The sequence below is a fragment of the Pseudarthrobacter sp. J47 genome (genome assembly GCF_049810315.1).
In the GTDB taxonomy this organism is placed as follows: Bacteria; Actinomycetota; Actinomycetes; order Actinomycetales; family Micrococcaceae; genus Arthrobacter.
Genome location: NZ_CP187358.1, coordinates 1943808 through 1956875 on the forward strand (window position 1 = coordinate 1943808; position 13068 = coordinate 1956875).

Sequence of the window (13068 nt, forward strand, 5' to 3'; positions counted from 1 at the left end):
GCTCGGCTCAGGGCCTACCAGGGGCTTGGCTTGTAGTCCTTCAGGAAGACGCCGTATTGGTCTTCGCCGTCCTCGCCACGCACGATCGGATCGTAAACACGGGCGGCACCGTCCACCAGGTCCAGTGGCGCGTGGAAGCCTTCTTCCATCAGCCTGACCTTGGTGTAGTGCGGCCGCTCGTCAGTGATCCAGCCGGTGTCCACGGCCGTCATCAGGATGCCGTCCGACTCCAGCATCTCGGCAGCGCTGGTGCGTGTCATCATGTTCAGGGCGGCTTTCGCCATATTGGTGTGGGGGTGCCCGGGGCCCTTGTAGGCACGGGAGAACTGGCCCTCCATGGCGGACACGTTGACGATGTACTTGCGGCGCGCCGTCGAGCGTTTCATGGCGGCACGCAGCCGGCTCACCAGCAGGAACGGGGCTGTCACGTTGCAGAGCTGGACTTCCAGCATCTCCAGGGGATCAACTTCGTCCACTACCTGCGTCCAGCTGTTGATGGCTGCGAGGTCAGGGACCAGGCCGCCGGCGTCAATGGCGGTGCCGGCGGCGATCCGCTCCAGGGACGCGGATCCCGTAGACAGTGCCAGGGACGTAATGGCATCACCGGCCAGGACAGGATGCTCCGTGACGCTGCTGGCGAGGGTCAGCGGGTGTTTGTCGTGGGCGTGGCCAAAGGTCACCAGTTCCGGGCCGCCGTTCGCTGCCTCAAGGGCTGCGGGCAACGGCTCGTCCTCGGCATCAACCAGGGGCTTGTAGGCATTGCCGCTGCGCCGGACGGTCTGGGCGGCATTGTTGATGATGATGTCCAGCGGCCCGGCAGCGTCCAGTGAATCGGTCAGCGCCATGACCTGGGACGGGTCACGGAGGTCGATGCCGACGATCCGCAGCCGGTGCAGCCAGTCCGCGCTGTCCTCCATGGCGGCGAACCGGCGGGCGGCGTCCTTGGGGAACCGGGTAGTGATGGTGGTATGCGCGCCGTCACGGAGCAGCCGGAGCGCAATGTACATCCCGATCTTTGCACGCCCCCCGGTCAGGAGTGCCCGGCGGCCGGTCAGGTCCGTCCTGGCGTCCCGCTTGCTGTGGCTGAAGGCGGCGCATTCCGGGCACAGCTGGTGGTAGAAGGCGTCAACCTGCGTGTAGTGCTGCTTGCAGATGTAGCACGGCCTTGACCGGATCAGGTGGCCCGCAACGGAGCCGCTGGCCGATGACTCCAGCTTGTTGCCGCGCGTTTCGTCGTCGATCCGGTCAGGGGCCGCCGTGGCTGTGCGGGCAAGCACCGCCCGGTCCGATTCCGCGATTTCATCCCGCTTGGTGACGCGCCTGTGCCGCTTGACGGCCTTGAACATTTTGCCGGTGGCGCGGCGCACTGAAACGTAGTCGGGATGCTCCTCGTCATAGACGTGGATGGTATTCAGGACCTTCAGGCAGGCCTGGATTTCCTCGGGAGTCAGATCGGGGGAGCTCATTGCCCCAATTTTACCCGCTAGCTTCGGGCTACTGACTCCGCCTGTGCCTTGGCCGCCTGGGTGACAGTGGTCAGGGCTTCAGGGTTCTTGGCAGTTGCCGCCTTGACGGCGTTCGGCACCAGGTGGAGGTTGGCCGCGGACAGCGCGCGTTCCTCGGCATCCGGCTCGGGCACTATCTGGCCCTTGGACAGCACGGTAATGCCGGAATCGGTCACCTTGAAGCCGCGGGCGCGGTCCAGCTTGGGATCCAGGCCGATCGCCGCACCGGCCGGAACCTTGACGTTTTTGTCGATGATGGCGCGGTTGACGACTGCGCCGGGACCAACGGTGACGTTGTCCATCAGGACGGAGTCAAGCACCCGGCTGGCCTTGGCCACGTAGACATCATTGGAGAGGACAGATCCCTCCACCACACCGCCGGAGATCACCACGCCGCTGGACACGATGGAGTCCAGCGCGGTGCCCACCGTGTTGTCAGAGCCGCGGACGAACTTGGCCGGCGGCGAGATGCTCTGCCGGGTGTAGATGGGCCAGGCCGAGTTGTAGAGGTTGAAGACGGGCAGTGGCGAAATGAGGTCCATGTGGGCGTCGTAAAACGAATCAATGGTGCCAACGTCACGCCAGTAGGTACGGTCGCGCTCGGTGGATCCGGGGATTTCGTTGAGCGTGAAGTCATACACGCCCGCTTCACCCTTGTTCACGAAGTAGGGGATGATGTCGCCGCCCATGTCGTGCTTGGTGTCCAGCCGTTCAGCGTCCACGTGGAGGGCCTCAACCAGGGCATCGGCGTCGAAAACGTAGTTGCCCATGGAGGCCAGGAACTGTGTGGGGTCCGCTTCCAGCCCGGGGGTGCTGGAGGGCTTTTCCACGAAAGCGGAGATCTTGTTCGAGTCTGCAGGGTCAACTTCGATGACGCCGAACTGGTCCGCCATGTTCAGGGGCTGGCGCACGGCCGCCACTGTTGCCTTCGCGCCGCTGGCCACGTGCTGGTCCACCATCTGGGAGAAATCCATCCGGTAGACGTGGTCTGCGCCGACCACCACCACAATGTCCGGGTTGGCGTCCCTGATGAGGTTCAGCGACTGGTAGATGGCGTTTGCGCTGCCCAGGAACCAGCTCTTGCCAACGCGCTGCTGGGCGGGGACGGAAGCAACGTAGTTACCGAGCTGGGTGGACATGCGCCAGGTCTCGGAAATATGACGGTCAAGGCTGTGGGATTTGTATTGGGTCAGCACCACGATCTGCAGGTAGCGCGAGTTGACCAGGTTGGAGAGTGCGAAGTCGATCAGCCGGTAGCTCCCGGCGAACGGCACACCCGGTTTGGCCCTATCAGCAGTCAGTGGCATCAGGCGGTTCCCTTCGCCGCCAGCCAGGACAATAGCCAATACTTTCTTGTAAGCCATGATGGAACTCCCTGCACGTCTTTGTTCTCCCCAACAGCCCCGGTGGGCCCGGATGCCTTCACACTAGAACAGTTCCCGCGGAAGGACTACCTTGGGTAGCGTGCGTATAGACATTGTGACTAAAGAGTTCCCGCCGGAGATTTACGGCGGCGCCGGCGTCCATGTGGCGGAGTTGTCAAGGGTGCTGGCCCAGCACGTTGACCTGCGGGTCCGTGCCTTCGGGGCTCCCCGGGAGGCCGCTTACCATGGGGCAGAGGTGACGTCATATTCAGTCCCTGAGGACCTTGGCGGAGCCAATGCGGCCGTCCAGACCCTCGGCGTCGATCTGCGGATCGTCCCCGATGTGGCCGGCGCGGATGTTGTCCATTCGCACACCTGGTATGCCAACATGGCCGGCCACTTGGCCTCCCTGCTGCACGGCATCCCGCATGTGCTCAGCGCCCACAGCCTTGAACCGCTGCGGCCCTGGAAGGCCGAGCAACTGGGTGGCGGCTACGCCCTGTCCTCGTGGGTAGAGAAAACAGCCTATGAGGCAGCAGCAGCCATCATCGCGGTCTCCGAAGGCATGCGCCAGGACATCCTGCGCAGCTACCCGGACGTGGATCCGGCAAAGGTGCGTGTTGTCCACAACGGCGTGGACGTCCAGATGTGGTCCAGGGATGAAAATGACGACGCCGTCCGCGCCCTGGGGATCGATCCTGACCTTCCCAGCGTGGTCTTCGTAGGAAGGAATACCCGGCAAAAGGGTGTTCCCTATCTTCTTCGGGCAGCTGCCCAGCTGCCGCCGGACGTCCAGCTGGTCCTGTGCCTGGGAGCGGCGGACACCCCGGAGCTTGCAGCTGAAACCAACCGGTTGATTGCCGAGCTCCAAAGCCAGCGCTCCGGCGTTGTGCTCATTGAGCGCATGCTTCCCCGCAACGAACTCATCCAGGTCCTCAGCCATGCCACGGCCTTTGCCTGCCCGTCCATCTACGAGCCCCTGGGCATTGTGAACCTCGAGGCCATGGCGTGCGGAGCCGCGGTAGTCGCCAGCGCCACCGGCGGTATTCCCGAAGTAGTTGACCACGGCGTCACGGGTCTCCTGGTGGATCTGGAACAGGTGACCGACGGCACCGGTACGCCGCTTGATCCGGAGAAATTCGTCCGCCAGTTTGCCGAAGCCCTCGTGGAGGTAGTGAGCGATCCTGCCCGTGCCCGTGCCATGGGCGAAGCAGGCCGGCGCCGGGCTGAAGAGCATTTTTCCTGGGAGACCATCACCCAGACCACGCTTGATGTTTACCGTTCGGTGCTGCGCTGACACCAGCCCACAGTGGGCAACTGTCCGGGGAAGGCGGCTGACCGCCTTCCCCGGACAGTTCTGTCAGCGGCGGGGTTTGGCTGCGGCGGCCTTCCGGGCCAGGAGGACTTTCTCCTCGACCGGAGCCGTACCGCTGGCCCGCTGCGCCCGGAAGTAGGCCCGGGCCTCGTCCTGCCTCGTCTTTTCTGCACCCGTGGCGATCGACGCACGCAGATGCTCAGGTCCGTAGCCAAAGGCGTCCACCAGGTCCAGTGCATGCGGGCGGATCTTGACCAGCAGGCGGTTGATGTAGTCGCCAACCGTGCGGGCGCGCTGCATGGAGAGCCTGCCGTTCATCAGGTACCAGGACAGGTTCTTTTCGATCAGCGACAGCCCGAACAGGTCCCGGACCCAGGTCAGGACCTTGCGGGTTCCGGGGTCCTTGATTTCCGCGAGGGCCTCCGTGAAAGCCTCCCACTGCAGCAGCTCGGCGTGGGCCTGGGCGGCGTCGATCAGGTCATCCTGGTGCTCGTTGAACAGGGCGGCGGCCTTGTCCTGCGGCATCCTGGCGGCACCCTTAAGCGCTGATCCGGCTTCAGCCACCATGGTCTGCACCCGGTCGGTCAACAGCGCGCGCTGGCTTTCCTCATCGCGCAGGGCCAGGGCGGCCTTCTGGACCAGGCCGGTATCCGCCACGAACTGGGCAACCTGGCGCAGGCCGGTGCGGTGGATGGCCGCACCTGCTGCCTGCCCCACTACGTAGCGGGCCAGCACACCGATGTCCACGTTGCGGAACTCCCGGGCATAGTCCGACAGCAGGCGCTTTGCCACCAGCTGCAGCAGGACGGTGTTGTCGCCCTCGAAGGTCGCGTAAACATCCAGGTCCGCACGGAGCGAAGCGAAGCGGTTCTCGATCAGGAACCCGGCTCCACCGCAGGCTTCGCGGCACTCCTGCAGTGTGTCGAGGGCGTGCCAGGTGCTGAGCGGCTTCAGCGCGGCGGCCAGGGTCTCAAGGTCCTGGCGGTCTTCGTCGGTGTCGTGTGCACCGGAAAATACGTCGTCGAATTTCTGCAGCAGCTGTTCGTGGGCAAAGCCGGCCGCATACGTCGTGGCCAGCCTGGTGAAGAGCCGGCGCTGGTGGCGCTGGTAATCCAGCAGGACTTCCTCGTCGGTATGTGAGGAGGCGTTGAACTGGCGGCGTTCTGTTGCGTACTGGATGGCTGTCTTCAGTGCCAGCTTGGACGCGGCAACGGCTGCCCCGTCCAGCGAGACCCGGCCCTGGACCAGGGTGCCCAGCATGGTGAAGAAGCGGCGTCCCGGGCTGGCGATCGGGGACGTGTAGGTGCCCTCTGCGTCTACAGAGCCGTACCGGTTCAGGAGGTTGGTGCGCGGGATCCGGACATCCGTAAAGTGCAGGCGCCCGTTGTCGATGCCGTTCAGGCCACCTTTTACGCCGTCATCTTCGCCGCCGATTCCCGGGAGGAATTCCTTGGTGTCGGGATCGCGCAGGTCCACGTAGAAAGCATGGACGCCGTGGTTCACGCCCTGGGTGATCAGCTGGGCAAAGACGACAGCGCCCAGGCCATCGTTGGCGGCGTTGCCGATGTAGTCCTTCCAGGCTGCCCGGAACGGTGTATTGACGATGAACTCTTCGGTGGCCTCGTCATAGGTGGCCGTGGTGGCAATGCTGGCGACGTCGGACCCGTGGCCGGTCTCGGTCATGGCAAAGCAACCCGGAATCTCCAGGCTCATGATCCCCGGAAGCCACTTGGCGTGGTGTTCTGCCGTTCCGAGGTGCATCACTGCCGAACCAAAGAGGCCCCATTGCACCCCTGCCTTGATCTGCAGGGACGGATCTGCCGTTACAAGCTCTTCGAAACCGGCGATGTTACCGCCGTGATCGTCTGCTCCGCCCAGGGCTGCGGGGAACGCCCTGTGGACGGCGCCGTGGTCAACCAGGAACTTCAGCTGGCCGAAAGTCCTGGCGCGGTGGTCAACGTGGGTCTGGCCTTCGATCTTGTGCAGCTCGGGCCGGCCGGCAAGCTCCCTTGCCTGGCGGCGGATATCTGCCCATTTGCCCAGCAACTGCTCACCCAGTGCCGCGACATCGACGGCTGGGGCGGCATCCGCGGGTGGGCCGGAGTTTCCGCGGGAGGTCGAAACGGTGCCCGCACTGCGGGGATCGGCCGCTACTTCAGTCATGCTGATTGTCCTTCGTTGGTGAATGGTGGATAGGGGGACAGGTCAGGAGATAGCTGACGGGTCCATTTCAGGTGCGATGCCCACGCAGAGCCAGGCGGTAATCTGCCGCGCCATAACGTCCTGGCCTGGCTTCGCGGGGGAGGAGGGAGAGTTCAACCACAGCTCACCGGCGTTGCGGACCAGGCCGATTGCCGCCGTCGGCCAGTAGCCCAGGGCTGCGTCGCGGGCGGAGTCAGCCTTCAGGTGTGCACGCATGGGCCGGGCGATCATGTCGCTGATGGCGTCGAAGAAATGACCGAGCGCCCCGCCCGCCGCCAGGGACTGGGGAGATCCCGCATCAGCCCCCGGGTACTGCGTGACAAAGGCGTAGACGTTTGGGCTGGTCTCTGCCATCTGCAGGTAGGCAGAGACCATGGCGAACAGACCCTGGCGCGGCGTCTGGGCACTTTCCGCTGCCTCGGCGATCCGACGCTGCATCTGGAGCAGCACCACTTCACCGACCGCCTGCTGCAGTCCGGCCTTATCCCCGAAATACCTGTAAAACACCGACTTGGAGGTTCCGGCTGCTGCGGCAATGTCATCCATGGAAGCGTCGCTTCCCAGGGCATGCACCGCACGCCTGGCCGCCTTGATCAATTCGCGGCGCCGCTCCTCACGATGGCTTTGCCAGCGGGTGGCCCGGCCGTCGGGGATCTCTACGGGAAGTGTGTTCACGATACTCAGCGTATCAGGTACGCTGGGTACTGGTAACCCAGCCAAGTAGAGGAGACACTCCCATGTCCGTAGAAGGACTCTCACCCGCCCCCGCGTCCGGACTCCGCCAGGCAGTGATTGTTGGCGGGAACAGGATTCCGTTTGCCCGGTCCGGCGGCGCCTACACCAAATCCTCCAACCAGGACATGCTGACGGCGGCACTTGACGGGCTCATCGCCCGCTTTGGCCTCCAGAATGAGCGCATCGGCCATGTCGCTGCTGGCGCCGTCCTTAAGCATTCGCGCGACTTCAACCTGACCCGGGAGGCAGTACTCGGCTCGGCGCTGTCTGCCGAAACGCCCGCATATGACGTCCAGGAGGCCTGTGCCACGGGCCTTGAGACGGTGCTTGGCCTGGCCAACAAGATCAAGCTAGGCCAGATTGATTCGGCCATTGCCGGCGGCGTGGACTCCGCCTCGGACGCGCCCATCGCCGTCAGTGAAGGACTGCGCGCCGTCCTGCTGGACCTGAACCGGGCAAAAACCCTGCCCCAGCGCCTGCAGGTACTGAGCCGGCTCCGGCCAAAGGACCTTGCCCCGGATGCGCCCGGTACGGGAGAACCCCGGACCGGACTGTCCATGGGTGAACACCAGGCCCTGACCACGGCTCAGTGGAAGATCAGCCGCGAAGCCCAGGACGAGCTGGCGCTGAACAGCCACCGGAACCTGGCCGCCGCCTACGATTCGGGATTCTTTGACGACCTGATGACGCCCTACCGGGGACTGAGCAAGGATTCGAACCTTCGGCCGGATACCAGCCTGGAGAAGCTGGCGTCCCTGAAGCCGGTCTTTGGCCGCAACCTGGGCTCCAAGGCCACCATGACAGCGGGAAACTCGACGCCGCTGACCGATGGTGCCGCAACAGTCCTGCTTGCCTCAGCCGAGTGGGCCGACGCGCACGACCTTCCCAAGCTGGCAACGGTATTGGACGGAGAAGCTGCTGCGGTGGACTTCGTCCATGGAAAGGACGGGCTGCTGATGGCACCGGCATTTGCCGTGCCGCGTTTGCTGGCCCGCCACGGCCTGACCCTGGATGACATGGACTTCATCGAGATCCACGAGGCCTTCGCCGGCACGGTCCTCAGCACGCTGGCCGCCTGGGAGGACGAGGACTTCGGGCGCGAGCGGCTGGGCCTGGACGGGGCATTCGGAACCGTTGACCGCAGCCGCCTGAACGTTAACGGCTCCTCCCTGGCAGCCGGCCACCCGTTCGCCGCCACCGGTGGGCGTATCGTGGCTTCATTGGCGAAAATGCTGGCAGCCAAGGGCACCGTGGACGGCCGCCCTGCGCGGGGCCTGATTTCCATCTGCGCAGCAGGCGGACAGGGCGTCGTCGCAATTCTCGAAGCGGCATAGGGGGACCCATGACTGATAAATACACCAAGTTCGTCAGCGGCGGCACCGGCCGCGATATCGCCCGGAAGCTTGGGCTTCCCCAGCCAGTGGAGCTGCGCCGCCACAAGCCGGGCCAGGCCCTGGTGGACGGGCCCGTCCTCGTGGAAGGAAGCGGGCAGGGCGCTGAAGACCTGGCCGCCGCCCTGCTGGGATGGGGCCTGGACATCCGCCGGCACGCGGTACCAAAGGAAAAGCTGGGTGCCGTAGTCCTGGTGCTGGATAACCTGGAAGCCCCCAGTGACCTTGAAAAACCAGTGCTCACCGTTGGGGCGGCATTGCGGGACCTGGACAGGAATGCCCGCGTCATCACAGTGTCCAGGCCGGCGTCGGGCGCCAGCACTCCGCGGCAGGCCGCAGCCCGGCAGGCCGTGGACGGGTTTGTGCGTTCACTGGCCAAGGAACTGCGCTCAGGTTCAACAGCAAACGGCATCCTGCTGACGGGTGGGGCAGAAACCACCAGCCCCTCCGCCCTGGGTGCGGTGCAGTTCTTCCTCTCCGGGCGCTCTGCCTTCGTGGATGGCCAGTTCCTGACCGTTTCCACCGCCGACGGCGTCCTGCCGCAGGACAGCAGGGAGCCGCTGGCCGGCAAGGTCGCCGTGGTCACCGGTGCCGCCCGGGGAATCGGCGCAGCAATGGCGCGTACGCTCTCCCGCGACGGCGCCACCGTCGTGGCTGTGGACCTTCCGGCTGCCGGCGAGCAGCTGAGCCAGGTGGTCAATGGCATCCGGGGCACCTCACTCCAGCTGGACATCACCCACCCGGATGCCGGCCAGCGGATCCTCGAGCATGCCGTGGGCAGGCACGGACGCCTGGACATTATGGTCCACAACGCGGGCATCACCAGGGACAAACTCCTTGCCAACATGGACGAAGCCCGGTGGAACTCAGTCATCAACATCAACATCGCAGCCCAGCTCCGGATCAACGAGGCCCTGCTGGCTTCCCCCGATTTCAAGGGCAGCCCGCGCATTGTGTCAGTTGCCTCAACCAGCGGGATCGCCGGCAACCGTGGGCAGACCAACTATGCGGCGTCCAAAGCGGCGGTGATCGGGATGGTGCGGGCCGCAGCGCCACTGATAGCTGCATCCGGGGGCACCGTCAATGCCGTCGCCCCCGGTTTCATCGAAACCGAAATGACGGCGCGCATCCCCTTTGCCACCCGCGAGGTGGCCCGCCGGCTCAATTCACTGCAACAGGCGGGCCAGCCGGTGGATGTTGCTGAAGCCGTTGCCTTTCTGGCCAGCGATGCCGCCGGCGGCATCACCGGTGAGGTACTCCGCGTTTGTGGACAGAACCTGGTGGGAGCATGAGCGAACCTGGAAACGTCCTGATGGCGGACCTGCCATCGCTGTCCAGGCTGTACGTCAACGCAGCGGCCACCGCTGCGAGGCGGCGGCTGGGCGGCAGCACCGGCGTCGTGGATCTCCCCACGGAGAAGCATGAGGTGCGCAACGTTCGTTGCGACGTCCAGACCCTGACTTCGTTCCAGCACCTGCTGGGTGAACCTGCCAGCGATGTCCTCCCGGCCGGGTTCGTTCATGCCATGGCCTTTCCCGTGGCCATGAGTGTCCTGGCCCGCGATGACTTCCCGTTGCCGTTGCTGGGGATGATCCATCTGCGCAACGTCATCGAGCAGCTGGTCCCCATCCACTTCGGCGAGGCCGTGGATATTACAGCAGGAGTGCAGGACCTGAGGGGCCACCGTGCCGGAACCCAGGTGGATGTGGTGGCGGAGGTCCGCAGTACTGGGGACGGCTCGCTTCGATGGACGGGAACCTCCACTTACCTTGCCAAGGGCGTCTTCCTTCCCGGCGTGGACAAGGTATCCAACGGACCTGCCAAGGATGAGTTCGTCCCGCCGAATCCCACGGCGCTCTGGCAGCTCGGGGTTGAAACGGGCCGCAGCTATGCAGCGGTCTCGGGCGACTTCAACCCGATCCACCTCAGCGCGCTCTCTGCCAAGGCCCTGGGTATGCCACGATCCATTGCCCATGGCATGTACCTTGCCTCACGTGCGCTCGCGGACATCGGCGTGCCCCGCGAAGCCTCGTTCCGCTGGGATGTCTCCTTCGAAGCACCGGTTTACCTGCCGGCCAAGGTTGCGTTGGAGATCACGACGGAACAATCAGACGACGGCGGCTGGCAGCGTTCAGCCTTTGTTGGCTGGAATCCGAGGTCAGGCAGGCGGCATTTTCGGGGTGCCGTGGAAGGGATCGGAGCGCCAGGCACCTCCTAGCGGCCGGGCCTGACAATCCTGAGGATGCGGTGCAGGCTCAGGAGGATGGATTCGGAGGCGGTGACCCCTCCCTCCTCCGGATTCCGGTCCATGGGTGCACCCATGCAGGCGCCTACCGCCTTCTCCGCCGCGGCGTACAGGCGATGTTGGCTTTCGGTATCATCCCCCCGGAAGGACATCAGCAGCTCGCCCGTGGCGGTGATTGCCTCGGCCAGTGGCCCGCTTTCGGCATACGGCACGGTATACGGTGCGTCGTCTTCCCAAATAACGTCCGATAACACGTCCGTCATGTCCTGGACGTGGAAGGTGACCCGTTCGAGTTCCTTCAGGTTGCGGTAGTCCAGGTCCATGTCCCGGGGGTGCAGCTTGCGGCGCGGGTTGGCCCGGCGGCTGTCATCTGCTTCCTGGACCAGGTGCCGGACAGTCCGCGCTGCGTCCGCAAGCTCGTCCGAGCGGCCCGCCCATTCTTCGTGCCGTGGTGGCCATTCCTCTTTGAGGGCGGTACCCATGTCAGTCAGCTGCCGGCCCAGTGCGGCGCGGAGTTCGTCAATGCTGGCCGCGGCAGCTTTGAAATGCAGGGGCGGGAAGATCAGGAAGTTCACGGCAATTCCCACCACCACTCCCGCGCCCATCTGCAGGAGGTAGCCAAACGAGAAGTCATCCGGATTGCTGCCTCCCACCAGCAGGACCAGGAGGGCCGCGGTGGGAATCCAGTCCCGGCCGGACTCCAGGCGCGGCAGTCCGCCCAGCAGCACACCCATGCCCATGACGATCGCAACCGTGAGGGGAGAGGGCTGGCCGAGGTTTACCAGGAGGAAGGCCAGGCCGATGCCCATGGCCAGGCCAATCAGCGTCTGCAACCCCTGCCGGACCGACCCTGCCACGTTGTGGTACATGGCCACGAGGGCGCCCAGCGGGGCATAGTACGGATAGTCTGCCGCCGAACCCGGCATCAGGGGCGCAACGAAGAACGCCAGGCCCGCTGCCAGCGCCGCTTTCGCAGCCATCTGGAGACGGTTCACCGCGAAGGCCTCAGCGACGCCGGACACCGACCTTCTCAGGAGGCGTGTGGCAAGTTCCCTGCGCGCTGCCGTTTTGCTTTGATCCATCCGCCAACATTAGGGCTTGGCCGGGCCGGGGCAAACATCCTCCCGGCGACATGTCAACGTTCGACCGAGTGCTCGACCGCGTGCTTGACCGCGGATGCAGCCCGTCTTGCGGCTGCAGCCAGTTGATGTGCCCTGCCCTGGGTCCGGCCTTCCTCAGCCCACTGGGGAACGTAGCCGAAGGACAGGCCATAGGCCGGATCCGCGAAACCAAGGGCCGCGTTGGCGCCTTCATGCCCAAAAGCCAGATGGCTCCCGAAGTTCCGTGAAGGATGGGGCTTCATAAAGACAATGGCGAAGGCGTTATCCAGGCCTGAACTGCGGTCAAGGCCCCAAACCTGCTCTTCGGCCATGACGCGGATGGTTTTGTCGTCCAGCGCGGGCGCCAGGTGGCCCTCCTCCGTTTCAACACCCGTCGAAACGGCCGCGTAGGCCCTGGCCAGTCCATCCGCGGAGCCCACCCCGCCGGCGGCACTCATTCCACCGGCCCGCACGGTTCGGCGGTTGGGAAGCTCCATGATGGTGCCCGCCGCGATGTTGGAATTCAGGCCTTCGTAGCCCAGCGGATCGATCCACTGGTCCGTTGGCTCGTAGAGTACATCCCGGTACCGCGGTTCCTGGTCCTCCGGAAGTCCCAGGAAAAAGTCGATCCCGTACGGAATTCGCAGGGCGCCGTCATAGGTCTGCTGCAAGGACGATCCAGTGACGCGGCGGCACAACTCCTCCATCAGCACGCCGATGGTGATGGCGTGATAGCCGAACGTGCCGTTGCCTGGCCGCCACAGAGGTTCTGCGGCCGCAAGCATCGCAGCGGCCTCGGACGTGTGCAGCCGGTCCAATGGGATGCCGCCGGGCACGCCAAGTACGCCCGCCTGGTGGGACAGCGCCGCGCGGACCAGGATTTCGTGCTTGCCGGCAGCAGCGAACTCCGGCCAGTAATGCGCCACGGGCTGATCCAGGTCCAGCGAGCCGTCCCGCACCAGCAGCGCGATCACCATGGCTGCTATGCCCTTGGAACACGAATACGCCCCGGTGATCGAATCGGCTGCAATGTGCGGACCGCCATGCAGGTGGACCACGCGGCGGCCGTGTTGGTACACGGCAACCTGCGCGCTGTAGTCCGGATCATTGGCGAGGAAGAACTCGAACAGCTCTTGAACTGCTTCGAATCCGGGCAGGACAGTGCCGTGGGAAGTGTGCATAGCCCAAGACTATAGCCCGTCAGCAGCGCC

Annotated in this window: 10 protein-coding genes; 4 read left to right on the top strand and 6 right to left on the bottom strand. The window is 64.9% G+C overall.

Translation table 11 applies throughout. The features are described 5' to 3' along the window. Positions 1 to 14 precede the first annotated feature (14 nt). Together ACPJW8_RS08810 and glgC are read right to left on the bottom strand one after the other, a co-directional pair. Positions 15 to 1466: an SDR family NAD(P)-dependent oxidoreductase gene (locus tag ACPJW8_RS08810; RefSeq protein WP_330188793.1), complete on the bottom strand. Its 1452-nt coding sequence runs from the start codon at positions 1464 to 1466 to the stop codon at positions 15 to 17. Between the two features lie 17 nt (positions 1467 to 1483). Then, positions 1484 to 2869: a glucose-1-phosphate adenylyltransferase gene (glgC, locus tag ACPJW8_RS08815; protein WP_330188794.1), complete on the bottom strand. Its 1386-nt coding sequence runs from the start codon at positions 2867 to 2869 to the stop codon at positions 1484 to 1486. A gap of 100 nt (positions 2870 to 2969) precedes the next feature. On the opposite strand from glgC, the gene glgA reads away from it, so the two are divergent. Next, a complete protein-coding gene (gene glgA / locus ACPJW8_RS08820; RefSeq protein ID WP_330188795.1) occupies positions 2970 to 4166 on the top strand; it encodes a glycogen synthase in 1197 nt (398 codons plus the stop codon). Positions 4167 to 4229: 63 nt separating this feature from the next. Here the strand turns inward: glgA and ACPJW8_RS08825 are convergent, their stop codons facing one another. Both ACPJW8_RS08825 and ACPJW8_RS08830 read right to left on the bottom strand, forming a co-directional pair. Beyond that, positions 4230 to 6347, bottom strand: coding sequence for an acyl-CoA dehydrogenase (locus ACPJW8_RS08825; RefSeq protein ID WP_330188796.1), 2118 nt, complete (start codon positions 6345 to 6347; stop codon positions 4230 to 4232). Between the two features lie 42 nt (positions 6348 to 6389). Further along, positions 6390 to 7061 (bottom strand): TetR/AcrR family transcriptional regulator, encoded by a 672-nt coding sequence (locus tag ACPJW8_RS08830; protein ID WP_330188797.1) that lies wholly within the window; start codon positions 7059 to 7061, stop codon positions 6390 to 6392. Positions 7062 to 7123: 62 nt separating this feature from the next. Between ACPJW8_RS08830 and ACPJW8_RS08835 the strand changes: the two genes are divergently transcribed. The 3 genes from ACPJW8_RS08835 to ACPJW8_RS08845 are packed head-to-tail and all read left to right on the top strand — an operon-like array spanning position 7124 to position 10730. Then, on the top strand, positions 7124 to 8455 hold the full coding sequence (locus ACPJW8_RS08835; RefSeq protein WP_330188798.1) for an acetyl-CoA C-acetyltransferase: 1332 nt from the start codon (positions 7124 to 7126) through the stop codon (positions 8453 to 8455). An 8-nt stretch (positions 8456 to 8463) separates the two neighbouring features. Continuing rightward, positions 8464 to 9804 carry a 3-oxoacyl-ACP reductase gene (locus ACPJW8_RS08840; RefSeq protein ID WP_330188799.1) on the top strand — a complete coding sequence of 447 codons (1341 nt, stop codon included), beginning with the start codon at positions 8464 to 8466 and terminating at the stop codon, positions 9802 to 9804. Beyond that, positions 9801 to 10730: a MaoC family dehydratase gene (locus tag ACPJW8_RS08845; RefSeq protein ID WP_330188800.1), complete on the top strand. Its 930-nt coding sequence runs from the start codon at positions 9801 to 9803 to the stop codon at positions 10728 to 10730. The genes ACPJW8_RS08840 and ACPJW8_RS08845 overlap by 4 nt, the downstream gene beginning before the upstream one ends. Here the strand turns inward: ACPJW8_RS08845 and ACPJW8_RS08850 are convergent. Next, a complete protein-coding gene (locus ACPJW8_RS08850; RefSeq protein WP_330188801.1) occupies positions 10727 to 11839 on the bottom strand; it encodes an FUSC family protein in 1113 nt (370 codons plus the stop codon). The genes ACPJW8_RS08845 and ACPJW8_RS08850 overlap by 4 nt on opposite strands. Before the next feature lie 53 nt (positions 11840 to 11892). Further along, on the bottom strand, positions 11893 to 13038 hold the full coding sequence (locus ACPJW8_RS08855) for a serine hydrolase domain-containing protein (protein WP_330188802.1): 1146 nt from the start codon (positions 13036 to 13038) through the stop codon (positions 11893 to 11895). Between the last annotated feature and the right edge of the window lie 30 nt (positions 13039 to 13068).